The sequence below is a fragment of the Bacillota bacterium genome (assembly GCA_040755295.1).
GTDB lineage: Bacteria > Bacillota > Desulfotomaculia > Desulfotomaculales > Ammonificaceae > SURF-55.
Genome location: JBFMBK010000004.1, coordinates 133,394 through 159,328, shown reverse-complemented (window position 1 = coordinate 159,328; position 25,935 = coordinate 133,394). Strand labels below are relative to the sequence as shown.

Sequence of the window (25,935 nt, the reverse complement as noted above, 5' to 3'; positions counted from 1 at the left end):
ATAAATAAAAACCCGACGGGAGTGTCTGCGTGCGCATTCGACTGCTACCGATAATGGTTCTCGCAAGCGTATTCTTTCTACTCATCTACGGCTGCGCCCCTAAAGCGGCGCGGAAGCCGCTGCAGCTTCCGGATATTCCGAAGGAAATAAGCCGGGGCGCCGGTAAGGAACCGCACATTAAGGTTTTTGTGGCCCAGGAAGGGCAGCTAAGGGAAATGCCTTTAGAAAAATACGTTGAAGCAGTAACGGCCGGCGAAATGAAAAGCTCGTTTCCCGCGGAAGCCCTGGCCGCACAGGCCATCCTGGCCCGCACCCACGCGCTTGAATTTGTCGCGGGACACAAGCACTCGACCGTGAATCCCGCCGCCGACATCTCCACTTCCTTCGAAGAAGCGCAGGCCTGGGCGCCCCAAAACGTCAACGATCGTATAAAACAGGCCGTGAACCGGACCCGGGGCCGGGTGGCCGTTTATAACGGCCGGTATATCAAAGCCTGGTTTCACGCCCACGCCGGCGGGTTGACCGCAAAGGCCAAAGAGGGCCTTAACTACGAGTACGCTGAACCGCCTTACACCAAGGTGGCCGATTCGGCTGAAGGACCCGGCGCGCCCAAAGGCTACGCCGCCTGGCGCGCGACCTTCGACAAACAGGAGGTTACAAACGCCGTGCAAAGCCTGGGCGCGGCGCCCCGTGAGTTCAGTGCCGTCGACATCTCCCAAAGAGGCCCCTCCGGACGCGCCACCCGCATCCGCATAGGCGGCGTGGAAGTCCCCGCAGTGGAGCTACGCAAGGCGCTCGACAGCACCCGGATGAAATCCACCCTGCTCACCGGCGCGCGCGTGGAGGGAAACAAGGTGGTTTTCGAAGGCAAGGGGTTCGGCCACGGCGTCGGCATGAGCCAGTGGGGCGCGCAGGAACTGGCGCGCCGCGGCAAAAAGGCGGACGACATCATCCGGTATTACTACAAGGACGTGGATATCGTCAAGATATGGTAGTCGGAATTAACTTTCAGAAGTGCATAATAACCTTGCTAAGCTTATCAAAAAGTACACCGGCCTTCCCCGTCGCCTCGCGGAACTTCGCGAGGAGGCCGGGAAACCCGGTGTCCACCAGGATCACCGTATCCCCGTCCCGGATAAGCGTGGGATGAACGGCGAGTAAATGATTCTAAAACGTAAAGCGGTCCCGGGAAGCTATACCTCTTCCACCAGGAAGAGCAGGATGCTCGAAGTAACGGACCCCGCCTTGTGCCCGCTTTCCGGACCGACGGGAATGAAGATGCCCGAGCCTTCCGGGTAATGCACGATACGGCCGCGGAAGTCGATCTCAAGCTCGCCCTTGAGCACGACCCTGATATGGCCCTTCTCGCACCAGTCATGCTCGACGAACCCGGAAGTGAACTCCACCAGCCGAACCTGCATCGATCCGTCCCGAAAGACCTTGAACCGGACGCCCGCCGCGGGAACCTGCCACGCCAGGGAATCGAATACTATCTTATACCGTTCCATTTTTTATCCTTCGTCTTTCCGGCAACTTATGCCGGTCGCGCGGTATATCACGGAACTTCTATTCCCGAGCCACGGCAATCAGTCGTTTGCTCGATGCTTTATCGTAAGGAGAACCTTCCCAGTCTCCCGCGTAATCCACCTTGCTGAATCCCGCCCCGGCAAGAATGCGGTCCCAGTCGTCCTTGAGGCGGATCCGGATACGAAAAGACGAGTGTTTGAAATCAAAAACGTCTTGAGTGTGTATGAAATCAAAGACCTCGACCTCCATTACGTTCTGCGAGTAATCCATCACAAGCAGCCGTGAAAAGTCCCGGTCATTCACTGCAGGATCAAACCTCGGAGGCTTTTTCATACCTGCGTCGGACTGCCCTTGATCAAACACCAGAATGCCCCCCGTACGCAATACGGATTTTATGCTCCGCAGCGCCCGAAGGACCTCCGCATCTTCAAAGCATTCGTTTATAGAGTTGCTCATGCATACGACGGCATCGAATTCAGCTTCGAAGCGCTTGTCCAACTCGCGATAGTCCACTTTACTGAGAGGAATGTTTTTCTTCGCCTCCGCGATGTTTTTGCGGGCTTGCGCAAGCATCGCCTCCGAGCGGTCGGAGCCGTGAACCTTGCAGCCGAAGGAATCAAACAGAATCAGATCAAGCCCGGTGCCGCACGCGCAATCAAGGACTGCAGATACCCGATGCTTCGCGAAAAGGTCATGAAAGAACCGCTCTCGAAGCGGGTCTTTAGGTTTCATCCTATCGTAGCGTTCCGCAAACCCCTCGTATGGATCGTCTAGCATTTAGTCCTCCTCCGAAAACAAATCTAACCGCCAAGACGCCAAGAACGCCATGAATCAAGACAATAAAGACCAGATAACAGGCAAATTCCGTTTCCAGCGCCGATTTTTATTCTTCGTTGTGCGGATTGCCGCATGGGGCGTTTTTAATATAGTCTGCAGCGTTAGTAGATAAACGGGACCAGTTTACGTACACGCTTTTGATAGGCGGCATATTCAGAGAATCTTTCTTTCAACCACCGTTCTTCAATACGCGACTTGGCATCAAAGAACACGAACAGAATTGCCGCATAACCGATAGTCAGCCAGCCGTGGACCCAGAAAGCCCAGCCGAAAGCCATAAGAACCCCGCCGCTGTACATCGGGTGGCGCACAAGCCGATATGGCCCCGTTTCTACCAGTGTCGCCCGGTCTCTAGGATAAGGCAGAGGAGTAATATTTGCACCCAGGCTAAGTATGCCGGTTATGACTAAAAGGACGCCCGCCGGTATCAGGACGCCCCCCGCAATAGAGCCGAGCAGTGTATACGGAAAGGTCCAGCTCGGCCACCCCAACCACGTACGCGGCCCAAAGACCGCAAGTGCAAACAGGGGAACCTGGGCAACAACCAGCCATTCGCCACGCAAGCCTTTCCACCAGGGAATTCGAGGCATCATTATCCGTACTCCTTCTTAGTGCGGAGCCAGGAACTCGCCGAAAACGAACGTAACGACAAACAACCCGGCCAATATGGGCAGCCATACGAGCCACGAGCGTTCGTGCCGCCGCATCACGGCGATCAGGGCGGCTATCCCGGCGGCCAACCCGCACGACATCATCGCGATGCCGTAGAAAGGCAGTACCGTCCGCCGCCACGGTACATCCTCCGACAAGTGCATGAATACCGCGGCATTGACGGCGGAGAGGAGCACGAACGCGGCCGTCAGCCCGACGGACCACCATCCGAGCCGCGTCGACGGCCTCGACAGGAACCCACGTCCATTGCTGTCCGCGCTTTCTTCACCTGCTTCGTTCTCAGCCATCCCAATCACCTCACCCCGGATAACCTTTCTAATCTTAATCCCTGTGCTGGTCACATTCAGAGCGATTCGGCTCTACGCGGGCACAACTTAGTCGCCCCCGTCCTCCTGCCGCCGACATACGAAGCGCGTCAACATGACTCCGGCGCAGCCGAGCACGACAAGGCCAACCGTATACAGCGCGAGAGAGCCCACGACGAGAGCCCAGGGGAACCCAACAGGCTCTGTCTCTCCCGACGCCAGTCCCGTCGCAACCGCGAGCGCCTGGCCGGCGACAAGCGCCCCCACAGCAAGTCCGAACCCCCACCCGATGAGGCGCTTGTGGCTACGGGCAATAACTGCCGCTAAGATGAGCAGGACACCGCCCACGAGGGCAAGCGGAAACAGCTCCGCCGGCATGAGGTAGTCGATTCTGAAAGTTCCTGTCCGAAGAGAACCCGGCACCGAAGTTGCCAGCATAGCGGCAACGGGCAACCAAACGGCGGCCGTCCCCAGCAGCGCAAGAATTCTTGCGAATGTGTTCATCCATCCCATCGTTTCGCCTCCCTTGAACTGCAGCCGTCCGCCGGCCTTCGAACGAACGCGACTTCCCGAAATACGTTTGATGGCTCAATGTTATGTTCCGAAAACGGTTTTCTCAGGTGTTTCAAACCATAAGTCGGAAAACAGGGGCCAGGTCCTGAATAATAATAACTTTTTTCTAATAAAGCAGGCAAGTCCATTCAGGACCTAGACTACCCTAAAGGAGTTTCAAACCTGTTACACGCCTTGCCCCCCGAAATGTCCAGCCCGGACGGTATATATATATGTGTCACCCCGGTAGTGTAACAAAATACGAGCACTATAATGCCGCACCCATCGGCTGCGGTTCCTGCCACAAAACGAGTTGAGTTATAAGCCAAATTGGCGCGTTAACCTTCAACCCGCCTCTCCCTGAATGCTGAAACCCGCGAAGCCTTCGCGGGTTTACTGTTTTTTTTACTTCACTTGCCGGTATTTCAATGAAATCCTGCCCCGGTTCAGCGAGGATACGGCCGGATTGCGCCGCAACTTACGCTGCATCCGAACATGCGAATGCGCCGAACAATCGTCCCGTAACATGCCGTGGCAAGTACCGCAGTGAAAATCGGAACAAAGCTATTCTGCCGCCCCTTGAGATCTTGAAGTGTCTCTATTTTTGGCCGGCACAATCAGACCGGTGGCAAGCGTAACCTTAAAATTATCTAAAGACAACGGGACAACTTTCACGGATATAAGGACTTTGACAGGCAATCCCGGTAGTTTTGACTGGACGGTCCCGGCGGTGACGGCTGCAAAAACGCAGTGCAAAGCAAAAGTGGTGCTTAAGGACTCCGCCGCAGCCATTATCGGCAACGACGCCAGCGACGCCGTTTTCACCATCCAGCCCTGACGACCGGAACATTACGTTCGCCGCGCCGAAAAAACAAGCAATGAAAAAAGCCGGTCGCTTCCCAGGCGGCCGGCCTTCTTTTACTGTTAAAGTTGTTTACGCTGAAACAAGCTCATGCCGCGCGGCCTTTAGGGCAACATAGGTGATAAATAAGGAGACAGGCTACTTTTATTACTCATTCAAACACTTCCTCGGCCTACCCCTTGGTCTGAGGGTAGACTCTAAACCAACTTCTTTCGCCACTTTCGCCTGCCATGCAGGCATTCCAAAAGGCGATTGCCGGATACGCTGTTGCGAAGCTTTTTAAGCTCTCTCTCATTAAGAAATCCATCAACGTATTCTTCCCAGTTTTCAGGTAATCGGAAAGGTACTTCATCCAGCAATAGATTTTTATTTACATTTATTCTCCCTTTATGGGATGACCATGGCCAGTCTTTTGCTGAATTTGCTAACGACGCCCGAACCGGATTGCCCTCCACATATCTTAGAACTGTCAATAGATGATCGTCTTCCTGGATAATAAAGCTTTTATACCGCCCCTGCCATATATGCCCGGTGGTTCCATAGTGGTTGTGATAACGACGTACGTGACTGGTCATTAACCATTGCATCCACTTGCTCAGATCACCGGCAAGTGCGGGCGCTAAAACCATATGAAAATGATTGGGCATTAGACAGTATGCGAATAGTTTAACCGGGTATCTTTCTTTGGCTTCTTTCATCAAATCTATAAAAGCCTTGTAATCCTGATCTTTATGAAAGACTTCCTGCCTTCCATTGCCCCAAACCTCTCGCAATCCGCGGCATCTTAAATCTCCTAAAAGAAAAACCTTATCCCGCTATTTCCCCTTAGAAAAAAACAGCCTGTCCCCTTTTCTCTTCCCAGGGTTGCCCCTGTACCTCCAAGACTCGCTACTGGCGGTTGGCTGAACCTTACCAGACAGGGTTTACACCTGTTAACTCCTACGACTTCGCTCGGCCGCACAAGGAACAGTCCCCTTGCATAAAAAAAAGAAGCCGATTACTCGACTCCTCCTTAAATAAATTTTTAAATAAATTTCCTAACAGCAGCTGTTTTTTGAACCGGTAGATCCGCAGCAACAATTGTTTTTAGTCTGTAGTGTTTTACTTTCCATTTTATCTGATTGCTTATTTTTCATTGCAGCATAAAATCGTTTCAAGTTGTCAGGCATGACATATTCCTTCTCAGTAGAATTTGCAGGGTGGCTTACCCCTCCGTACACTTCTTTCAGGATTGCTTCAATTATCATAGCTTTGGGCGGAACGGTGTATTCCTTTCCCTGATAAACCCAGACACGGCATTCAACATCATCACCACAGAGATCCCCGCAAGACTCACAAAGGCTTTCCTTTACATCCAATTGAATATCATTCCCGTTTATACGAATAGTAGGAGAGCTTACAAATTTCCAAGCCCTGGCTTGTTCCTCGCTTTGCATATTGATTTTGTTTACCACTACATCAACGCCTGTGGCTTGAAGTATCTTCGATACTTCTAATACGGCTTCAGCAAGGCTTGAGTCTGTTCCCTGGCAGGGAGCACACACGCTTAAATCCAGGTATAAAAAGTCAATAATAACCTGCCTTTTTTGGGCTTGACTATCCTGATTAACATTGCAGCAGCCGGAATCACAGGAACAACCGTTTGCATTCTCGACCATTATAAATCACTCCTCGTATAGTTTAGTCTCATAGACTTTCATTTATAAAGACGGAGGATAACACAAAAGAGACGCAAAGTTTTACGTTTTTTAAATTAACAAAATTTACAAGCGTTGCTTTTATGCTTGTAGTCGATAATATTCCCTAAACGGTCAAATTCAAGATCGCAGCAGCCTAAGAGCATCTCTTTAAGCTTTTCTCTGGCTCTCTGAACCCTAGACTTTGCGCCGGATAATGAAAGTCCTACTTTTTCACCTAGTTCCTTTTGAGTAAGATTATGAAACTCCGCAAAAATTATTGCCTGTTTATATTTTTCTGGCAAGTGACCAATCATCTCCGGCAAACAATTAGAGATTTCAGCATTAACACTTAATTCATCTAAAGAAACATTTACTGTAGGCTCAGGAATTTGAGTTAATTCGGGGGTCTTCTCTTTCCTTCTGTAATAATCAACAATAGCATTTCTTGTTATTCTATAGACCCAGGCAGAGACTTTCTTTTCATCTTTCAAACTATCTATGTTGTTTTGAATCGTATATCTTGCAAAATATCTTCTACATCATATCCGTTTTTAACTCTTTTTTTAATACAATTATTAAGTGTTAGGTTAAAGTCTTGCCAAATGTCATCAATTCTTTTTTCCAAGTCTCCCATCACCTCTGTTTAATCTTAATTTTAAAACTACACTTATATTATTAGAAAGTTTCAGTCAGTCTCTCGAATTTATCATATCATAATATTTTGAATTTTAGCGGCCGGTTTATTTTAACTAAAGATCTGACGATTAGCCGGAAACGAGTGTCGTAGGGCCGGCAGGAAAACGAGTAGCGTTTCAAGAAGATAAGCCTTGTGTGATGGGCTCGGTTCTTCTGGCATACCATAAAAATTCCAAGTCTGTCTTTTGTTGTCACGATAACCCTCCCCTTGACATTCAGATCACCGGCAAGTGCGGGCGCTAAAACCATATGAAAATGATTGGGCATTAGACAGTACGCGAACAGTTTAACAGGGTATCTTTCTTTGGCTTCTTTCATCAAATCTATAAAAGCCTTATAATCCTGATCTTTATGAAAGACTTCCTGCCTTCCGTTGCCCCAAACCTCTCGCAATCCGCGGCATCTTAAATCTCCTAAAAGAAATACCTTATCCCGCTATTTCCCCTTAGAAAAAAGTATCACGGTAGGAACGCCCGTTACCGGGCACCCCCCGCACAGATCCGTACTTGAGGCATTACCTCATACGGCTCCTACCTTGGGTGTATGACGCGAAGTCTCTGATATGGGTATGGATGCAGTATTTTCGCTGTGGGAACCCATGTCATAACCAGCCGCTTAATTCTTTCCCATGTGAGGTTAAGGGACTTCTGGCTTCTGCGTCTTAGTGCGTGAAGCCATCCCTTGATCACCTCGGTTCGGAATGCATCGATTGACTGTTTGTTACCGGGCACGGCGAAGTAGTTGAGGTGCCCCTGTACGACCGAGCGTATCCACTTTCCTTGTACAGGGACAGGCTCATGCCTTCGACGCATGAGCTCTTCCCTCACTGCCTTGATCTTCCCCCGTAGACGTTTGGCTATTGTTTTGCGACGCACGGTAAATCGTTTGTTTTTCCGGGTAGTCGCACTCTTCCAGGTAATCTCCGAATACTATGAAAAACGCAGCGTTATTGTCACCACAAACCTGGAATTCAGCCGGTGGAACGGCATCTTTTACGATGAGAAAATGACTGCGGCAATTATAGATCGGCTGATCCACCACAGTCATTTGCTTGTGTTTACCGGTCCCAGTTACCGACTTAAGAACTCTCCCATAAATTCCTAGATATGGGGGCAGGGGTGCTCCAAAAATTAAGTTCCGTTTGCTACATTTTTATCTTGCCAAACACAGCCAACCAGATATTATCCATACTCTCCTTCTCCTTTTTCCTTTCGTTTTGTCCCCAATTCCACCTCAAGAAAGCTCCACTCTTTGTTGCCGCGAGAACTGTCTTCATAACACATGACCCACCAGAGGAAAAAGCCAGGACTTCCAGAAACGATTCGTTCCTTCTTGCCATCGACTTTTGTCTTCCGAGTAATTAAAGTATGACCCTGTTAAACTTGCTGATTTAATAAGTTAGGCTTTGACGGCCGCAACAGCGGTTGTCCGCCGGCGGATCCATTTAGCGCTGCCTTTGTACTATGCTGTAAGGACTTAGGGAGAAGCAGCCTGTTCTCTTTCTTTCTCCGTCACTTTTCCGTGCCCGGAAACCCTTGATATTACAGGAAAGTTTGCCGGTTGGGCGTCAAAGCTGAGTTTGAGGGAAGAAATTATCTTTCCTTAGAGTAACGGTTTCCATGCATATTTAAGGTCATCTTTAAATCCGTCCTTGTAACTGACATGAATTGAGTTTGGGCCTATGGCAATGGAGTTGCCGCTGCCGGTCCAGGATTCATCTATTTTAGATCTCTCCCACTTATCGGCCGGCTTTGTTGCGTACATAAAACCGGAAGCGGAGCCGTAAACCACATGGACCTGGTTGCCGTTTGCCTTGTCAATAGCGATGGAAGCACTGGAGACGTTGCCGGAACTATTATCCACAATTTCCGTCTGCCATGCGCCCGAGGCATTGGTTGCATATTTAAGTGCATCATCTTCATGTTCATAATATAAAATATGGATCTTGTCGTTTGAATCGACGGCCAGAGATGTGCTCCAACCGGCAGCAAATTCTATCGTGTCTATTGTTGTAGAGACCCATGACCCGGATACATTGGTAGCGTATTTTATACTGTCAGGCGCGGCATCGTCGTAATAGCAGATATGGACCTTATTATTGGAATCCACTCCAATTGAAGCCGAATATGCCGGCAGTGAATTAGCAATAGCTTTATCTACGATTTTAGAAGTCGACCATATCCCGGAAGCATTCGTGACATATATAAAATTCATAGCATTTACGTTATAGTATACTATATGGACCTTGCCGTTTGAATCAACGGCGATGTCCTGATTCCCAAGCAATCCCGCCCAGACTCCGGTCTCTAATGTTGTAACCGAACCGTTATCACAGGTTGCATTCGTGGTATATTTTAACTCTCCGTTTGCGCCGCTATAAACGATGTGACACTTACCGTTGGCATCTACGGCGATGCCGGTGGCATGGTCACCCGCGCTGCCGGCATCCCACCTGACCCAGCTTCCCGATGCATTTGTCAAATATATGAGATTTCCGTTCGTCGTATCGATATAGCTTATATGAACTTTATCATTCGCGTCCACTGCGATAGATGAATTCGAACCGACATTCCCCGCGCTGTCCAATATGGAGATATTCCATGAACCCTTCTGAAGGGTAATTTTTTTTGTGGCACTATCGTACTGCAAGTCAATACCCAACGATTCCGCAACAAAACGGAGGGGAAGCATCGTCCGCCCGTTCATAATTACGGGTACAACTGTAGGGTTAGCCGAATCGATCGCAAGGGCGGTTCCGTTCAGCGATGCCTGTGGTTTGCCAATCCACAGGTCGAGCGAGTTCTTTTCCAACTTTACTGTGATTTTACTCGTAGAGGGCTCCCAGGCAACGGATCCACCGAAAGCTTCAATGACAGCGCGAATAGGCAAAAGCGTCCTGCCTGCGGAAATAACGGGTTTGGTCCCTTGTTCGTCAACCGGTTGCTGAACCCCATTAACCGACATGGATGCGTTGCCAATCCACAGTTGGATAGTCGTTGACGACTTGGCGGCGGCAGACGAAGGTACAAGAAGCGCTGAAGCAAGGAGAACTAAAGTAAGGAGGACGGCAAATAGGACTTTAAACCGGTACGTTCTCCTCATGAGTAACCCCCCTATTTTTCTTTATTTTTTGCATAGCAATTGCTTAATAATATTATAGTTTTTTTACCAGCATATTCACCTTTTATTACTCATTCAAACACTTCCTCGGCCTACCCCTTTGGGCTTTAGACTTTACATCAAATCTATAAAAGTCCTGATCATTATGAAAAACTTTTTACCCCCAGAACGTGCCAAAGAACCGTCCACTGCACGTCCTATACGAAAACCTTTTTCTTCGTTGTCAAAAGAACCGTCCCCTTGACACTGTGCCCTTGACACTGTGACAGTTCAGTCTGCGTCCCCGTGACAGTTAACCAGTCTCGCTTCCGGATCAACCCCACTCCGGACCAGCAGCCGCGGAATGGCATCGTCCTCGCCGAGTCCCACGAGCTTGAGCTCATTGATCCCGAGCTCGAAGGCCGTGCGGACGGAACGACCGAAGGCAAGCCCGCGGTAGAACGCAGCCGCAAACACTCTCGCTGCCTCGTCTCCGATCGAGTCAGACATTCCTATAACAAAATCAATTTCTTTGACGATAGCCTGCGCTTGCACGTCCGAGCAGCACGCGTTGAGGACAACGACTCGAATACCGTCTTTCAGCACACGAAAGAGGTCGGCTAACACATCGGCAGTAACAAGCCTCTCCTCGGACAGGTCAGTGGCGTGAAGCACGATGCCAACTGCTCCACCCCCGTGCCCAGAGAAATGGACAACCGTTGGCTCATCCTCCAGTAGCGCTTGCTGGAGGTCCTCCGGTTGGACGGCCCAACGAGTCCGAACAGCGATGAGGTCCCGGTGTTTCGCGTCGCGCACCTTCTCCTCGATGGCGCGTGCCTCTTCGTCAAGCGCAAGCCGTGATGAACTGCTCGGGTTTGCCGCCAAGAACAGCACCTTCACTTGTTTGTTACGCATATGAGTTGAGTCCTTTCTCGCGAGCTGGTTGGCGCCCTCCGGCGCGCTCCAGAATTGATCGAACCATGACAGAAGCCCTCGGGCGTGCCATGCAACGAGCTTGAGTTCGTGCTTCCACGACCATCTGAACGTTCGTGTTGCCGAGCTCCATCGGCGCGAGAGCAGAATCTCGGCCATGCGCTCGTGGTCGCCGGACTCCCACAGGAACCCGGTATGCTTCATCCACCCCTCGAAGTCGCCCTCTGTAATCTCCGAGAACAGGCGAAGCAGGCCGATCACCAACGTGACGGGCTGGTTCCGTGTCTGAGCTCGTGCGAATTGCAAAGCTTCGGCAGCCAGAGAGGGCGGAGGTCTTCCAGTAGTGTCGCTGGCAAGGAACCGGCGCCACCATTCCTCCACGCCTCCGTGCGCAACTTCTGCATTAACCCGGAAGAGGTCGTCGGCCTTTGGATGATCGAGAAGAATGCGGCCAGCACGTCGGTCGAGGTGCCTCATGATATTAAGGCAGTCTTCGTTCGTTCTCGCTTTGGTAGCGCCCTCGAATACGCGACCAAGAAAGTCGTCACGGACGAGCTCCACCGGAAACGCGCCCCCCTGTGACAAATGCCGCGACACCAGCGGGACGGGATCCCCTAATAGGGTGCGAGCTAGCAACGCGGGCCTGGCGACGGTGTACTTCACCGCTCGGTCTACGATCGGTAACCACCAAGTGGCGGCTGCAGCATCGATGACCTCTAATGCGTCCCGCTCAGCTAAGAGCACATCGACGCCGGCTTCAGGGTGTGAAAGAGTGGAGCGAAGTCTTTTCACGCAGTCTATCAGAGGTCGAGTCGATCCAAGCGCGCTAGTAAGCAGGATTTGCCACTCACGTTCTTGACACATGACCGTAATCGCGTCGAGCAGTGCATCCCCGGCATTGGAAGGCGCGCATGCGGCAAGCCATCTCTCGGACGCGCTTGAGTTCTCGATATAGTTGGCCAGCAGCGCGACGCTATCTGGCCGTGCTTGCCACCAGTTCCAAATGGCTTCCGCCCACTCACGGCTCTTCCGCCGACAAGCAGCACGAACACCGGCACCTACAGCGCGCCGCCACCACGGCGCGTGGCTTTCTCCTATAGCTTGTTCAAGAATCCAAAGGGCGTCCGCGACAGACTGTGCCGGAAGATGGACTTCGATCCATTGAGAAAGTGCATTCTCGATGTCTGCCAAATCGCTGAACAGGTCCAACCTGGCCAACGAGGCGGCTCGGATCTCCCCCACTGACATTTCATTGAGCCGCGTAAACGCGCTCCCCACGAGGTTGATGTCATCCGATGACAACACAAGCCCACCAGTAAATGCTTCCTGTGTCCGTATAACAACGAGTGCATCGCTAGGTGTGCCGGTACCTGCCTCGAGCCGATCAAGACGTTCAACAACTCGCGCTACGCGTTCGAGGACGGCATAGTCTCCCGGGAGGCGGTCGATGTTTTCGTCGATGACCCGAGTAAGGCGCGGCGATGCATTGCCTGTAAACCATTGAGCGGCTGCTCCGGGGTTTCCGCTGCTCTGCTCCATCAGCTTGCGTCCATGCCATCTTGGTTTCAGTTCCGCCGGAACGACGACAATGCTCGACGCGGATACAGAATCTAGGCCTTCAGCGCCGAAGAGGGTACGAAGCGATAGGGAAGCGCGAGCACTCGCCCACAAGTGTAGCCAGAGTGCTCGAAGCAGATTCGGCGCTAACGCCAAGTCAGGCACGACTGCGGGCCCTTCTCCCCTGGATAGGCAGTCAACAATGGCCCCAGCAAGGGATAGATCCGGATTACTTAGATCCGCAGCGCTGCTTCCAACCGCGAAGAGCAGTATATCGAGATCGCCTACGCTCGCGCAGGCGTCGACTGGGACCAGTGCGACCCGTGCCACAACCATATTCTTTCTCGGTGCGTTAACGTCCTCCTCGCCCCTCCAAAGTACCCACCATTGATCGATCCGCTGGCAACCCCAGTATGGAAACCATCTGACCTCTGGTCCGACGTGACCTGCAGGTCTGTCGACGAGAAAGCGCAGAGCATCCAAGACCGGAGCGGATGCCGGAAGAGACGACTCTATGAGATGGTGGCTTCCTGCCCGGTTGCCGAAAACAGCACTCTCGAACATCGTCAGGCTCCTTCACAATCCGAGCAGCCATGCAACAGGCGCTGTGAGGTCCGTAACGTGCTCAGTGCTGCCGGGCGGAACGATATAGCCGAAGTACTCCGGGCCCATCTGCGCAAACTCGACGTCCGGTTCGACTTGGCTAAGAGCGCGGCCCAAAGAAGACAGCCCCCAAACACTCCACGCACCATCCTGCCAAGTACTGCGGATAAAGGCGTCGACCAACGGGAGACGAGCCGCAAGTGTTTCCTCGGGCGTCCCGGGTCTATCGAGTTCGTCCCAACACGACAGCGCGACCGCAAGTCGAGGTGTCGGTATCCTGTGAAACGTTGAGCGCCCCGCAGCGAAGACAAGCATTTGCAGGAGCTCTACATATCGTGCTCGGTCATCCCAGCCTTTGCCCTCAACAGTGCGCTCGTCAGATTGCGTGTGCTCCGGTGCGACACCTGTCGGTCGCTCAAGAAGATCTTCGTAGACCTGGAGATTCGATGGGCGCACGAATAGAATCCAACCCGTTGCTTTGCTGACCGATTCGCGCCACTCGACGGGGAGCAACCGTTGCTCCACGATCGCAAACAGCCGTTCGCCTGCGTATTCCGGCCATTTTAGCAGAACGTTCGCCCCATCGCTTGTTTCCAGTTTATACCGAATTCCGGTCCACGTCTCGGCCGGCGTGTGACCCGCCGCACGACCTTCTTCGAGGCACGATAGTACCTCCTCCAACTTACTCAGATCCTCGACGCCACCTGGGCGCAAGCGCAGCTTTCCTTGACGATCATAGCGAAGCCTCCCGAGAAGTTGCCCTGCATAATGGGTCTTTCCGGTACCTGAACCTCCGAGCACAAGAACATTAAACTCTGACATGTGTCCCCCTAAAGGCCAAGAACGGATCGTGGGAGAGGCGCGGTTCGATCTCATCGAGCGCAATCTCGGCCTTTTCGCTGGCATGGATTGCCTCGACAAAGCACTGCTGAATGGTCTCGGGCTTGGTCACGGTCGTTCGCCAGAAACTCGCGCCCGGAATGAAGTGTTCACAGGTGCGAGAAAGCCCGTCGCGGACAGCTCCGGGCACGTCCACATCGTCCTTCGTCCAAAGCACCATGACAGGGCATGTGCCCTTCTCGGCACCAACTCTCTCTAACAGGTCCCTGGTTGAGCGCCTGCTCTGGGGCAGTTTCTCAGCGTCTTCGAGCGCAGCGGAGTCGATTAGCAGTAGAAGCGCGTTGGCGTGGTCAACTACCCAGCGTGCTCCGGCTGCCGTTGGATCAGCGGGAACGCGTGCCCACCGGGTGAACCACTCCCCGGGCGCATCCGTGAATAGTACGTCACGAAGGGCTCCAGACTCCCGCTGCCGCAAAGTGACATGAAGCACTCCTGGATGGCGCCCCGCACTTGAAGTATGCGGAGGAAAAGACGGTGGTGGCTCTCCGGTCCATCGACAATACTGGACCACAGACTCCCAGCCCCCCAATGTCCATGAACCGGCGAAGTCCCAGCCGCCGATCTTTCCGTACTTCAGAAGCCACATGTAGAAGAACGCGAGCAGTGATGTCTTTCCAGAATCAGGTGGTCCGATCAGCCCGACCACCACCGGCTGTCCTCGTCCACTCAAGATTGTGAGGTCACTCGTTCCAAGGGCGTAGCCATTCCATGGAAGGTCGCTCGTGGGAACATCGGGATGCTCAGCTGTCTCGTCCATCTCGGCACCCTGTTGCTGCCAGTGCTCGCAGTCCCTACGATCAAGATGCCCAAGCGCGCATGTAGTGTCCGGGAAGCAATTCTCGTTGGCACACTTCCATGTCATCGGAGTGCCTCTACGAGCCGGTTGGCTTGGATCCCGCGAAAAACCCACATCGCGAACTCGGCGGGTGACAGAACCAGCGACGGATCGACGCCCGCGCGCTGGCGAACCGCATCAGGAGAAACGCGAGAGCCTCTAGCCGCTTCGCTGACCAGATTGACCAGCGGAAGCCGCGCGTTATTTGTTGGTGCCGTCGGCAGGCGATCACCGAACTCCGTCTTCGCCTCAGCAACGCCCTCCAGGTATGCCAGGACAGACCTCTCGCTGCCACCCTCTTTGAGTTGAGAAACCCGAAGTAGCGTCTCACCGAGGACATAGCAAACGCTTGCTGGAGCGAGCGCTGGCACAATGTCAGAGAGGTCGACTGCGGCTGCGACAGCAGCAACAGTGAGATCTAGCTCGCGGTAGCCGACCTGCAGCGCAGGCGAGTACAAAGCGTCTGACCACCAAAGGACGTCCAGCCGCATGCGACTTGACTCGTGCATCTGCAACATGTCATTCTGCAGTTGTTCGACGTCCCTGAACTGCTCAGCCAACTGCTTCTCAAATCCGCCGAGGTATACACCCAGCTGCTCGGAAAGAGCCTCCGAAAGTCGAGCGTTGCCTAAAGTGACCGCCTTCGCCAAGGCAGTTGCCATGCGGTTCGCAAATTCGTGGGCCCATGGCTGTGCCTGATTGGGCCAGTGTGGATTGGGGCTATCGAGGTCCTGGTTCCGCGGATGCTGTGGCCCCGCCGACCGAGCGACATCCGCGAAGACGTCATCGTCACCAATGGCAGCGGAGATGTTAAGTGAAGCCTTTTCAGGAGACGCCTTCTTCCTGTTTCGCTTTTGCGGCAGTGTGGATAAAAACCCCGCGCGAACTACCGCCTCCTGCTCCGCGAACTCGCCGGCGCCCTTCAGCAACTTCTCGATTAAAGAAGCCGCCTTGCCGAGGCGTACCTGCCGATGCCGAAGTGGTAAAACTGCCGAATTCCATACGACCCCTGCAGAGTTGTGATTTTCTTTCACTACAGCTGCGAGTGCGTCGATGATGATGGACCGCAACAGCTCCCTTGGACGGTTGACGTGGGTGTTTCTCAGCGTCTTCCACTTGGCGACCACCAACTCCTCGACAAGCGCGAACATGGGGTCGTCCTCGCCAACGCTTTCGTCTATCGAGATGAGCGTCGCAGGAATCAGCAAACTAGGCTCCCCATTGAACTTCGCTGAAAGCGCGGAGGAAGCGGCCTGCATCTTGTCAAAGCGCGAATCGTCCGAACCGATATCTACAAGGCCAAGGTTGAGTAATTCCTGAAGAGTCGACACTGATTTAGTCCTCCCGATAGTTTAAGGACTGTCATAGGGACAGTCCTTATGACATAATGCTTTTTTTACGATTAATCTCTTATAGCAGTAATATATAGCAGAATAACCCATATAACAAGTTAAAATCTGCCACATAGCTGTACCCCGCCTGCTGTCGTTTGTCCGCAAGTGCGCGCTCTGCCGCAGGGCCGCTTACGCGGACACGGTGAAAACGCAACTAAGCGAACAGGCGCGCACATCGTGCCGTAATTAAGGGAAAAGTTTGATAGGATGGGAAGGGTCTGTTTTGGACCCAATCAGAAGCATTAGGAGGGTAATGTCAGGCTCTACACGCGGACCGTCGTTCGCTCCGCGGCAAGCCGATGTCGCGCCGGCACGGAGCACAGTGCGCAGGGGGACAAACGACAGGTAGTTTTAAAAGTTAAGTGCATGGTTTTGTTCGACTCCCGGTTGACTCCCTATCATAGTATTATTTGAGCAAATTCGCTCAACCTTTTTTTTAAAATCCTAAACCTTTCTATATGACTTTTCATATCATTAGTACTACGATTAAGTTTATCGTAAAGAACCAGTTCTTCATCAAGTCCAGTTTTAAATTTATTCTTAGATAAATCTCTATTTCTCCGTCTTTGTTTTTCGAATTGTATTAAAAACTCTCTAATGTATCGATCAGCTTCTTGCTCAGATTCTCTTATAAGCCAATAATAGACTGGTATATTGCCAGCTGAAGACAAGATTCGGTCAGATGGAAGAAATATCTCTGACATCCTGTCAAGCATATCGATAACTCTTCTACTAGCTAATTCAAGTTTTTCGGAAGAATCCTTCGCTTTTTCAGAAAATTGGTCCAAATGCTTCTTTTTTGTCTCTGTTGGCTTTTTATTATACTCAAAAAGAAGGAGTTTTGCAGCAGCGTTGAGATCTTGTCCTCTCGTATTAGGAAATGATATATATGACTTAAAAAACACATGTTTAGTAATATATCGGACTAACTCGGGAACAGGCCCCGACATTGCATTCCTTAATTCCGCACCAGTAAGAGGTTTACTCCTATTAAGCCTAACAAAAAGTTGGTTGATTTTCTCTTCGTCATCAGCAATTACCCTCATAACGGATAAATGAAAATTATCAAAGATATCTGCAACTTCAGGATGCATATTTTGAAGATCCTTATAACCCAAACCTCCAAGGGAAAGGTTTTTATCCTCTTCCAATTGAAAGTTATTATCTAATATAAGCTTCCCCTCAAAGAAGTCGAAAATAGCTTCTAACCTTTGTTTACCATCAATAATGGCGTACGGAAGTCTTTTTTTGTTTAAACTTGATATTCCGAAAGTAAAGTCAGCGATATATACTTTCGGAATATCATATTGGTTAATAATAGAGTCAATTAAAAAAGCCTTGTCACTCTTGGACCAAAGTCTGCCACGCCTTTGATACGGCGGTTCGAAATCTATTTTTGATTTCTGTGACCACCACCATCGAAGCACTCTAGGTTCAAACTGAGTTACTTTAAACATAGTTAAACCTCAAAATTAAACTCTCTTTTTATTTCCCTTGCAAGGCCATCTAGGTCAGGGAAAATAACTGAATCAGTAATTCCGTTTCTATTTATTGATGCCATAATACCTGCAAGAGATGCTCTTGGCAGAATTATTCTAATGAGACATCTTTCGGGAAACCCTCTATTATATATTGCTTCCATTGAATCAATTGCTTTTCCAAACACTACAAAAACCCCTCTTTGAGCAACAATCCGCTGGCTATTATGCGAACCGTAAATTGCGAGAGGATATTGTTTCATCATGCTACACTCGCTAATAGGTGAATACGCACTTAAGTTTGAATCGTTTGTCGTTAATACCTTGCCGGTAAATGATTCCAGATCAACGGATTTTTTGTTCCAAGCTTCTGGATCCAAAACCCAAACTGCCGCATCACTCCTAAATGTTATATTACCTTCATCATTTAAGTTGTGCGTTGGGTTAGTAACCGCAAAAAATAAAGCAGCTAATGGGCTCTCAGTCCAATCAAGCAACCTGGTTGGAATCCCGTGATGCTGCATAAAAAACAGCCATTCCCAATTGTCTTTCATTTGTCTTGAACTAAAAGGAATGCTTCTTTGTTGAAACCTATCAAGTAACGATGCTTCTAACTTCATGAAATTTTCAATATTACTCGTAGATTTATGCCTGAACAGAGATGGGAGTAATTTATAAGATTTTTTACCACAACCACGGAACCATAAAGGTCTAGAAAGTGTACTCCCAAGTTCCTCAATGTAAGCGATATACTCGGAAAAAGTATTGATTGTCTTTTCAAAAACAGGCATTTTATGTTCTCTCAGATTATTTAAAAGCTTAAGACTTTCCTGGTGGAATTATAGTTTAAAAAAAAGAAAGCTACAAGTAACAATTTCCCAAATTATTAGGTTAATGTTCATTTCAAATTGCTACCTTACTGCCGCTGCCGTTTGTCCGCAAGTGCCCAGCACTCAACTGGCTGCTCTGGATTGCAACAATGCACATCTGCTGAATTAAACGGGATGGAATAATGCTGTTTGTGGCTCAACCAGGAAGCATTGGGAGGGTAATGTCAGGCTCTATACGCGGGCTGTGCTCTGCGGCTTTGCGATCCGCGCCCGCCTGCGAACTATCGCTTGTTGCGGCGGAACCTTGGATGAAAGCGGTCTAACGGTTAAATCTACAACCCTTCTCCGCCCTCTGAAAAGACCCTCGTCCGCCAAAAGAAAACTGAGGCCTCCGGCGGTTAGACCCCACAAGGTACTGGTTAGCGCCATGCCGGCATTTGTTATAATATCTTCCGGATATGTCCCACGGGCGCCCAAATGAGCCATCATGCCGCGGAACAACCCGAAGCCGGCGGCGCCGGTCGCTGCGCCCTTTAAGATTCTTTTATCGCCGCCCGACTTCGACAGCAGGAAGACGTAAGCTACGCCAAGGATTGAAGCAACTACGAAGTCCCCTGCCATGCCGAAAACCGCTCCCGGTTTTAAAGCAGCCTCTTTGCGCGTTACAAATATCCCGCTGACGATTTCGCTGAAACGTTTTTTCTCGATGCCGGCCTGCACAAAGACTTCATTTAGGATCGCTTTAGGGATGTTGCTTAGAAAACCCAACAGTAACCCGAGAGTAATTCTATCGGCTACCTTCATTAAGCTCAACCTCCGGCGTCAGCCTTTCGCTTATTATCCCTCGATTATCCCCATCCCTTCCGCAGGTTTTTCTAGGCATCGCAAAGGTTACTCTTTTCCGCCCGCGCCAAACCGATGAACTGAGAGGGAAGATGTGATAAGTCAGAGGCGGGACAAACGGCAGAGAAGGCTTATTGGTTCCCCTAATTCATTCTCCCTTCACCAAAGGCGCCACCTTATCGATCCTGTTTGTCCAAATGCACCCGGAGTAATTGCGCGGGAGCTTTTTCAAATCATTCGCGCTGTCAAATCCGCTTGAAAAACCGCCCGTCCCGTTCACCAGGACGACCCGTGTATTCGCGCGGTCCATGCGCTGCAGAAAACGGCCGGGCCAGCCCCAGAGAAGCCTCGCGTACCGCAGGGGCAGATGAATTTCAAGGTTCCTTGCCGCTTTCGGCGTGTAACCCGTCCACCCGACCAGCTCGTAGAGCAAAAGCGCCTTCATCAAGATGGGCTTTGTCAAAACCTTCATTTCCGGATACTTGTTCTTTAAATAACGGACGGCTTCACCGTCGCCGTATACAGAGATCCTGCCCATCGCGCCGGGCGCAGTTTTCCGGACATGCTCGTCCAGCAGCCTGCCCGTTTCCGCGCCGCTGTCTTTGATATGCACCAGAAACTCCTTGTCCGGAAAAGCCTCAAAGACGTCGTCGACCGAAGGCATCATCCCCACGCTCTTTCCCCGAAAGGGATAAGTCTTCCCGTTGTCCGCCGTGTAGCCGTACCCCACATCGAGCTTTCTCAGCTCCGCCATCGTGTAGTCCGATACCTTCCCCTTCCCGTCGGTCCTGAACTCGAGGGCGTAATCGTGAAACACCGCCAGCTGCTTGTCCTTCGTCAACTGCACGTCGAACTCGACGATATCGGCCCCGCAGCGGAATGCCGCTTCCATGGAGGGTATGGTGTTTTCAAGATAGGGGTGTTCCGGTTTGTGGATTATCCGGGCCGTGTTCGTGTTCCACTGGACCTTTTCGACATCGAACGTCTGGGCGAGGCCCCGGTGGGCGAGAAGCGCCGGGCGCTTACCGCTTCCGTCCACGAACACGGAACTGTTGTTAAGCCAAACGAATAAAACAAATGCCGCGATAATCCAGAACGCCTTTTTCCGCAGTATGCCTCTGTTCACGCGCCGCCGGTCCGTTTGAACCACGCGCCCAGCAGTATTCCCGACACTATCAGCACCGTCCAGTCAATCGCGATGACCGCCACCTCGAACCGGTACTCGCGCTGAACCCCGTATGCAACGGAGTACGCGGCGAACGAAAGCACCGCCAGGACAAAACCCGCGATGAAGATCCAGCGGAGCGCGGCTTCCAGCCTGTTCCGCGAAAAGACCGGGGCGATACAGAACAGGGCGGCGCTCATCAGCAAATAGCCTATGTCCTCAAGGGCGATGAAAACGCCGTGCGGATTATACTGCGTCAGGAGCGCGACGCCTTCGGTTTCCCCGTTCAGAAGGCTGGGCTGGATGACGGAGACCTGGAGGAAATAGTCGGTAATGAGTATGGCCGCCGAAATCAGGGCGAAGGACAGCCCGATCTGGCTGAACACCTTCTTTTCCTTCGGGGCGTGGTGATGGACGCATGCCGTCAGCGCCACGAAGAGCAAAAGCATCAGCATGGCTGGGTACATCCAGATGTAATCCCGGGGGAAACGCGCGACGACGTCCGTGAACGGGTACCCGAAGGACGGTTCGGCGGCGTACGGGCCGGTTACCGGCGGCGTGAGTATGGCGATAAAGAAGGTCACGAACGTCACCGCCGACGTGAGGACCGCGACGTAATACCCGAGTTTGCCGGCGCTGCCGCGCGCCGGGGTTGGACTCCCTGCGGATAAACTTTGATTCATCATTTGCTGCCTCCCTTTCAACCTGTTCCGTGATACAAGCAATATATAGCAGAAGAAATCCCGCGTCAAGCAACACGGTAGTCGGCAGTGCTGCCGCGGCCGTTTGTCCGCAAGTGCGCGCATTCTATGGAGCTTTGCTCATTACTCAGTGAAGAAGGCACGATTTTATCAATTCTGTTTTCTATATGCTTTCGAAGTATAGCCGGTCCATCTAACCGGTTCGCGGATTAAAAGCCTGTTCATCCAGCACGCTTACTTTTTGTGGACTTCTGCACAATAGTTGGTTTCACGACCTGTTTATGTTACAATTTGTTAAACCGGCAAGATAAAGAGAGAAAAGCCGAAGTTTTAGGATTCTCAGAAAGGAGGGATAACAGGCCGCTGAAATTTATGCCAAGGTGCTGCTGCTGACAGCGATCGGGCGCTATTAGAATTGCAGGAAGGTGGTAATTATGAAGAGATATGTTGTTGTTGCATTGCTTTGTCTATTGTTGGTTCTGGGATTCGTTGTCATTGCTTATACCCAAGAATCGGCCGTCAGCTTATTACTAAACGGTAAGACTGTAGAAACCGACGTAGCTCCTTTCATAAAGGACGGCCGGACTTTTATCCCTGTCGCCGCCGTGGTAAAAGCCCTTGGTGGCGAAGCGGAATGGGATGCTGTAACCCGGACCGCGTCCCTCACGGTTGGGACAGTCGAACCGGTCGGAAATGCTGAATTAGCCTCTATTAACGGGAAGATCAGTGGCCTTGAGGCAAGTCTTGTCAACTTAAATCAAACGCTTATGGCCATGGTTTTTGACTTCAATTGGCGCACACAAAGGACATACAAGTTCCCGGTAGACACTAAGGTACCGGTAAACGACCTCCACATCGAGTTCACCGGGAATGTCGCGGTGGGCACCGACGATGACGGAAAGGCCGGTCCTTTCCAAGACATCGACGGGAATGGAACAGGCAGAATAGATCTTTCAAATCCGGAAGAGAACGACGGCGACGACGGTGATTCCGACAGTACCCTTGAACCGGGCGATACTGCAAGACTGGTCTTTCGTTCCGCCGCGGGTTCAATTTCCATCAAAAGATGGTATTGGACCAAAGACGGTAAACAGGTCCCTGGTAATGATCACAGCGGTCCGCCAAAATAACACCCGAAAACCCTCACGGGCGTGACAGGGTACCGTGACAGGGGGCGGTTCTTCCGACATAAACGGTTCTGCATGTGATCTAAGCAACCGTCCCCTAACATTTTCTAATATCCCATTACGAGGAAATACACGCTCCAACCTCACGCTCCCACATCGCAATCGGTTCTTTCCCTCGTTTCAAGCGCGGGCAGAAACAACCGATATCGAATATCAAGATGTCGGAAGTCCTAGCAGAGAAAAGAAGGTTTTAATCTTCTATCTTCAATCTTCTATCTTCCACATTCTACATTCTATATTCTGATCTCTAAATCAGGCAGCTTGAGTCTTTACCCCCCGATGCGGGCCATCACGTTGGCGCACCCGCCGGAAGCCTTCTCCTCGTACTTGCTCCGGATCGCGGTCCTTATGATCCCGGCGAGTTCCTCGATCCCGGCGCCGCCGCGGAGCGGTCCCTTGATATCGACCTCGTGCTCGCCGAAAAGACACGGGCGCAGCTTTCCCGCGGCCGTCAGGCGCAGGCGGTTGCACCTGGCGCAGATGTGCCCGCTCATCCCGCTGATGAACCCCACGGTGCCCGCCGCGCCGGGCAGGCGGTAGTACCGGGCCGGGCCGCCGCCGGCCGGTTTCTTCCCCGCTTCCAGCGTCCCGAACTCCGACTCCAGGCGCTTCTTCACCTCGCCGGTGGGGATCGAGGCGTCCTTGCCCCATTCCTTCGCCGGACCGAACGGCATGAGCTCGATGAAGCGCACGTGCAGCGGCCGGTCGATCGAGAGCCGCGCCAGCGCGGTTATTTCGTCGTCGTTAAATCCCTTGACCACCACCGTATTCAGCTTCACCGGATGAAACCCGGATTCCAGCGCCGTTTCCATCGCCGCCAGGACCTTTGCAAGCTCCCCGCCGCCGGTGATCCGGCGGTAGCGTTCCGGCCGGAGGGTGTCCAGGCTGAGGTTGACGCGCTTCAGGCCGGCGTTTTTCAACTCGTTGGCGTACGTCCCGAAAAGGATGCCGTTGGTGGTGACCGCCAGGTCGTCTATTTCGGGAATCCGCGCGATCATCTCCACCAGCGACGTGAAGCCCTTCCGCACCAGCGGTTCGCCGCCTGTAAAGCGCACCTTCCTGACCCCCGTCAGGACCCCGGCGCGGACCACCCTTTCCACTTCCTCAAGACGGAGCACCTCCGCGTGCGGCAGCAGCGGCACCCCTTCCCGCGGAATGCAGTACACGCACCGCAGGTTGCACCGGTCGGTAACCGAAACCCGGAGGTAGTTGATCTCGCGATGGAAGTTGTCCTGCAAGAGCTGAACTCTCCTTTTCATTTATGCAGCGCGGCGATTAGCCGCGTGCAGCTTTGTCATCCCGGCAGGGCCGGTCCTCACGTATTGTCTTATACGCTCCGGCGCGTCCCTGCCAGGCTTTCGCGCTCTACTTGCTTCTCCCCGCGTTCCGTATTACGTTACGTTAGTAAGCTGTTGTTCCCTGATTCCGATAGGTTCACAGTATGCGGCTGTAGTAAATCAATACCCCTATAACAACAATCAAAAAGCATACCGCAAGCAAATCGAGCGCCCCCGAGGGACGATAAACGCCGCGTATGATCTGCCGCCGCGTCGCAAAGAACCGGACCGCCGCCAGCAGCGCCAGCACCGCCGCCCCGCCCATCAGGCTTTCCCCGACAAGGCGCAGCGCCCCGCCCTTGTCTCGCAAACCGGCTTCTCCCCCGGGTTCCACGGCCATCCACCTCACCAGCAGGACGCCGAACGCCACCAGCGCCAGGCAAGTCCGTATCCAGGCCAGGAAGGTGCGCTCGTTTGAAAGGTGGGCCCTCACCTGCGCCCGCACCTTGAGGAACGACCCGGCGGTCGGCTTCTCCCCAGAGATACCGAAATACTTTTCCTTATATTTCACCGGCGCGTCTCACCCTGTTATGAACCCGGACCATAAACAGCCGGGTTTGCGATCAGTCTTTCCATAGCGTGAGACCCGACAGATAAGAAATATTCGATAAAAAGTCGAAATTCCCTTCGTTTTTTTCAGAGGACCGGCGACAACCTGACCGCCAAGACGTCGGGAGAGCAAGGCAAAAGCACAATTACTTATACAATAAAAAAAGCCCCGGATACCGCCTTCCGGCGGTATATTCGAGCGTAGAGAAGAGAAAACCGTGCTTGTATATAGGGTTCTTAACAGCGCCGGAAATAAAACGGCCTACGAACCGTCCATCGTCCGCTCGTTTGTATCACGCCGTTTTTGCCGCGCTCTCAGGAATAACCAGGCGATGAAACCGATTATCAGCAGCGGCAGGGCGGTTCCCACGGCGATTATGAAGAAATTGACCACCGATACAAAGCCCTGCAGGGCGGTGATAAAGGAATCCTTTATGCCCCAGCGCACCAGCGGCGCAGCAACCGAGCCGGGTTTGAAAAGCTCTACGGTTATCGTAGCCATCGACGCGCTTCTTTCAAGGTAATCCACCTTCGCCTGAAGGGACTCGATGTCGCCCCTGATGCGGGTCAGCTGTTCCTCCACCTTGAGCATCTCTTCCACCTTCGTGGCGGACTTCAGAATCTCAAGATACTGTTCCTCCTGGCGCTTCATGTTCTTCAGCCGGGCGGTCAGGTCTATGTGCTGCTCGGTTACCTCCTCGGAACTCTGCTCCTCCGACTCAAGCCTGCCGAGCTTTCGCATCTCTTTAACCACGGCGGCGAACCTGTCCTCCGGGACCTTGACCACAACGGTGGCGCTGTCGGGGCCGTTCCCGATTTCCTCCGACCCGATGCCTGGCGTGCCGGAAGAGACGATCGCCGAACTGACGACCAAACCCTTGTTGCGGTCGGCCAAATTCTCCAGAGCCGCAACCGCCGCCCCAACGTCCTTTACTTCCAGCCGCAGGGTCTTTCTCCGGATTACCAGCCTGTCGGCATCGGCTTCAGGGCTCTTCGCCGTATCGGCGCTCCCGTAACCCGCCGGTGCCCCGCCGACTTCCATCTTTTCCATCGCCGGCTCCGACCTCGTGGTTACAACGGACGACCTCATGCCGCAGCCTCCGAGGAACGCCCCCGTCCATATCACCAGACATCCTACAACCATGATGCCCGCCAACATGTACACCAAACCGCTGCCGCGGGGTTTCCCGTTTCCGTCAGGCATGTGAATCCCTCCAAAGGGCGGCAGTGCGCCCGTACTTCATTAACTAAACACCACCGGCAGCGTTTTTATGACAGGCGATTCTATCTTCTTTGTCTTCTCGAAAATAATTCAACCGCCAAGAACGTCATGTATCAAGAAAATGAATATTGACAACAGTTAATCGTTATTTCCACACCGATTCTGATTCTTA

At 52.3% G+C, this 25,935-nt stretch carries 25 protein-coding genes and 1 pseudogene; 4 read left to right on the top strand and 22 right to left on the bottom strand.

What is annotated here, in order from left to right:
- The first annotated feature begins 29 nt into the window (after positions 1-29).
- On the top strand, positions 30-995 hold the full coding sequence (locus tag AB1500_04990) for a SpoIID/LytB domain-containing protein (protein MEW6182520.1): 966 nt from the start codon (positions 30-32) through the stop codon (positions 993-995).
- A gap of 198 nt (positions 996-1,193) precedes the next feature.
- On the opposite strand, the gene AB1500_04985 is transcribed toward AB1500_04990, so the two are convergent.
- From AB1500_04985 to AB1500_04965, 5 genes are all read right to left on the bottom strand, one after another.
- On the bottom strand, positions 1,194-1,508 hold the full coding sequence (locus AB1500_04985; GenBank protein ID MEW6182519.1) for a phosrestin: 315 nt from the start codon (positions 1,506-1,508) through the stop codon (positions 1,194-1,196).
- A gap of 58 nt (positions 1,509-1,566) precedes the next feature.
- Positions 1,567-2,304, bottom strand: coding sequence for a class I SAM-dependent methyltransferase (locus AB1500_04980; GenBank protein ID MEW6182518.1), 738 nt, complete (start codon positions 2,302-2,304; stop codon positions 1,567-1,569).
- 161 nt (positions 2,305-2,465) lie between these two features.
- The gene (locus tag AB1500_04975; protein MEW6182517.1) at positions 2,466-2,957 is read right to left on the bottom strand and encodes an isoprenylcysteine carboxylmethyltransferase family protein; all 492 of its coding nucleotides are present in this window, start codon (positions 2,955-2,957) and stop codon (positions 2,466-2,468) included.
- A gap of 15 nt (positions 2,958-2,972) precedes the next feature.
- Complete coding sequence (locus AB1500_04970) at positions 2,973-3,332, bottom strand: hypothetical protein (GenBank protein ID MEW6182516.1); 360 nt, start codon at positions 3,330-3,332, stop codon at positions 2,973-2,975.
- Positions 3,333-3,410: 78 nt separating this feature from the next.
- The gene (locus tag AB1500_04965; GenBank protein MEW6182515.1) at positions 3,411-3,854 is read right to left on the bottom strand and encodes a hypothetical protein; all 444 of its coding nucleotides are present in this window, start codon (positions 3,852-3,854) and stop codon (positions 3,411-3,413) included.
- 631 nt (positions 3,855-4,485) lie between these two features.
- On the opposite strand from AB1500_04965, the gene AB1500_04960 reads away from it, so the two are divergent.
- Complete coding sequence (locus AB1500_04960) at positions 4,486-4,731, top strand: hypothetical protein (protein ID MEW6182514.1); 246 nt, start codon at positions 4,486-4,488, stop codon at positions 4,729-4,731.
- A 221-nt stretch (positions 4,732-4,952) separates the two neighbouring features.
- Here AB1500_04960 and AB1500_04955 read toward each other — a convergent pair whose 3' ends face one another.
- The 4 genes from AB1500_04955 to AB1500_04940 all read right to left on the bottom strand — a co-directional run bounded on the left by AB1500_04955 (position 4,953) and on the right by AB1500_04940 (position 7,448).
- Positions 4,953-5,528, bottom strand: a complete 576-nt coding sequence (locus AB1500_04955; GenBank protein MEW6182513.1) for a transposase — start codon at positions 5,526-5,528, stop codon at positions 4,953-4,955.
- A 264-nt stretch (positions 5,529-5,792) separates the two neighbouring features.
- Positions 5,793-6,413: a DUF2703 domain-containing protein gene (locus AB1500_04950; GenBank protein MEW6182512.1), complete on the bottom strand. Its 621-nt coding sequence runs from the start codon at positions 6,411-6,413 to the stop codon at positions 5,793-5,795.
- 95 nt (positions 6,414-6,508) lie between these two features.
- Complete coding sequence (locus tag AB1500_04945) at positions 6,509-6,925, bottom strand: sigma-70 family RNA polymerase sigma factor (protein MEW6182511.1); 417 nt, start codon at positions 6,923-6,925, stop codon at positions 6,509-6,511.
- Positions 6,926-7,145: 220 nt separating this feature from the next.
- Complete coding sequence (locus AB1500_04940; protein MEW6182510.1) at positions 7,146-7,448, bottom strand: hypothetical protein; 303 nt, start codon at positions 7,446-7,448, stop codon at positions 7,146-7,148.
- A gap of 588 nt (positions 7,449-8,036) precedes the next feature.
- On the opposite strand from AB1500_04940, the pseudogene AB1500_04935 reads away from it, so the two are divergent.
- Positions 8,037-8,234, top strand: a pseudogene (locus AB1500_04935) (ATP-binding protein).
- A 498-nt stretch (positions 8,235-8,732) separates the two neighbouring features.
- On the opposite strand, the gene AB1500_04930 reads toward AB1500_04935, so the two are convergent.
- The 10 genes from AB1500_04930 to AB1500_04885 form a co-directional block, all read right to left on the bottom strand.
- The gene (locus AB1500_04930) at positions 8,733-10,232 is read right to left on the bottom strand and encodes a stalk domain-containing protein (GenBank protein ID MEW6182509.1); all 1,500 of its coding nucleotides are present in this window, start codon (positions 10,230-10,232) and stop codon (positions 8,733-8,735) included.
- 288 nt (positions 10,233-10,520) lie between these two features.
- Positions 10,521-13,283 carry a CHAT domain-containing protein gene (locus AB1500_04925; GenBank protein MEW6182508.1) on the bottom strand — a complete coding sequence of 921 codons (2,763 nt, stop codon included), beginning with the start codon at positions 13,281-13,283 and terminating at the stop codon, positions 10,521-10,523.
- A 12-nt stretch (positions 13,284-13,295) separates the two neighbouring features.
- Positions 13,296-14,144: a hypothetical protein gene (locus AB1500_04920; protein ID MEW6182507.1), complete on the bottom strand. Its 849-nt coding sequence runs from the start codon at positions 14,142-14,144 to the stop codon at positions 13,296-13,298.
- Positions 14,131-14,979 (bottom strand): hypothetical protein, encoded by an 849-nt coding sequence (locus AB1500_04915; GenBank protein ID MEW6182506.1) that lies wholly within the window; start codon positions 14,977-14,979, stop codon positions 14,131-14,133. Before AB1500_04915 ends, AB1500_04920 begins: the two co-directional genes overlap by 14 nt.
- A 101-nt stretch (positions 14,980-15,080) precedes the next feature.
- On the bottom strand, positions 15,081-16,388 hold the full coding sequence (locus AB1500_04910) for a GTPase-associated system all-helical protein GASH (protein ID MEW6182505.1): 1,308 nt from the start codon (positions 16,386-16,388) through the stop codon (positions 15,081-15,083).
- A 461-nt stretch (positions 16,389-16,849) separates the two neighbouring features.
- The gene (locus tag AB1500_04905) at positions 16,850-17,908 is read right to left on the bottom strand and encodes a DUF262 domain-containing protein (protein ID MEW6182504.1); all 1,059 of its coding nucleotides are present in this window, start codon (positions 17,906-17,908) and stop codon (positions 16,850-16,852) included.
- Positions 17,909-17,910: 2 nt separating this feature from the next.
- Complete coding sequence (locus AB1500_04900) at positions 17,911-18,720, bottom strand: FRG domain-containing protein (GenBank protein MEW6182503.1); 810 nt, start codon at positions 18,718-18,720, stop codon at positions 17,911-17,913.
- A 270-nt stretch (positions 18,721-18,990) separates the two neighbouring features.
- Positions 18,991-19,563 (bottom strand): hypothetical protein, encoded by a 573-nt coding sequence (locus AB1500_04895; GenBank protein ID MEW6182502.1) that lies wholly within the window; start codon positions 19,561-19,563, stop codon positions 18,991-18,993.
- A 187-nt stretch (positions 19,564-19,750) separates the two neighbouring features.
- Positions 19,751-20,728, bottom strand: a complete 978-nt coding sequence (locus AB1500_04890; protein MEW6182501.1) for a glycerophosphodiester phosphodiesterase family protein — start codon at positions 20,726-20,728, stop codon at positions 19,751-19,753.
- Positions 20,725-21,453 carry a hypothetical protein gene (locus AB1500_04885; protein MEW6182500.1) on the bottom strand — a complete coding sequence of 243 codons (729 nt, stop codon included), beginning with the start codon at positions 21,451-21,453 and terminating at the stop codon, positions 20,725-20,727. The genes AB1500_04890 and AB1500_04885 overlap by 4 nt, the downstream gene beginning before the upstream one ends.
- A gap of 449 nt (positions 21,454-21,902) precedes the next feature.
- Between AB1500_04885 and AB1500_04880 the strand changes: the two genes are divergently transcribed.
- Complete coding sequence (locus tag AB1500_04880; protein ID MEW6182499.1) at positions 21,903-22,598, top strand: copper amine oxidase N-terminal domain-containing protein; 696 nt, start codon at positions 21,903-21,905, stop codon at positions 22,596-22,598.
- Positions 22,599-22,924: 326 nt separating this feature from the next.
- Here the strand turns inward: AB1500_04880 and moaA are convergent, their stop codons facing one another.
- The 3 genes from moaA to AB1500_04865 all read right to left on the bottom strand — a co-directional run bounded on the left by moaA (position 22,925) and on the right by AB1500_04865 (position 25,745).
- A complete protein-coding gene (gene moaA / locus AB1500_04875; GenBank protein ID MEW6182498.1) occupies positions 22,925-23,893 on the bottom strand; it encodes a GTP 3',8-cyclase MoaA in 969 nt (322 codons plus the stop codon).
- A 196-nt stretch (positions 23,894-24,089) separates the two neighbouring features.
- Positions 24,090-24,503, bottom strand: coding sequence for a DUF202 domain-containing protein (locus tag AB1500_04870; protein ID MEW6182497.1), 414 nt, complete (start codon positions 24,501-24,503; stop codon positions 24,090-24,092).
- Positions 24,504-24,803: 300 nt separating this feature from the next.
- Positions 24,804-25,745 carry a DUF4349 domain-containing protein gene (locus tag AB1500_04865; GenBank protein ID MEW6182496.1) on the bottom strand — a complete coding sequence of 314 codons (942 nt, stop codon included), beginning with the start codon at positions 25,743-25,745 and terminating at the stop codon, positions 24,804-24,806.
- Positions 25,746-25,935: the final 190 nt, after the last annotated feature.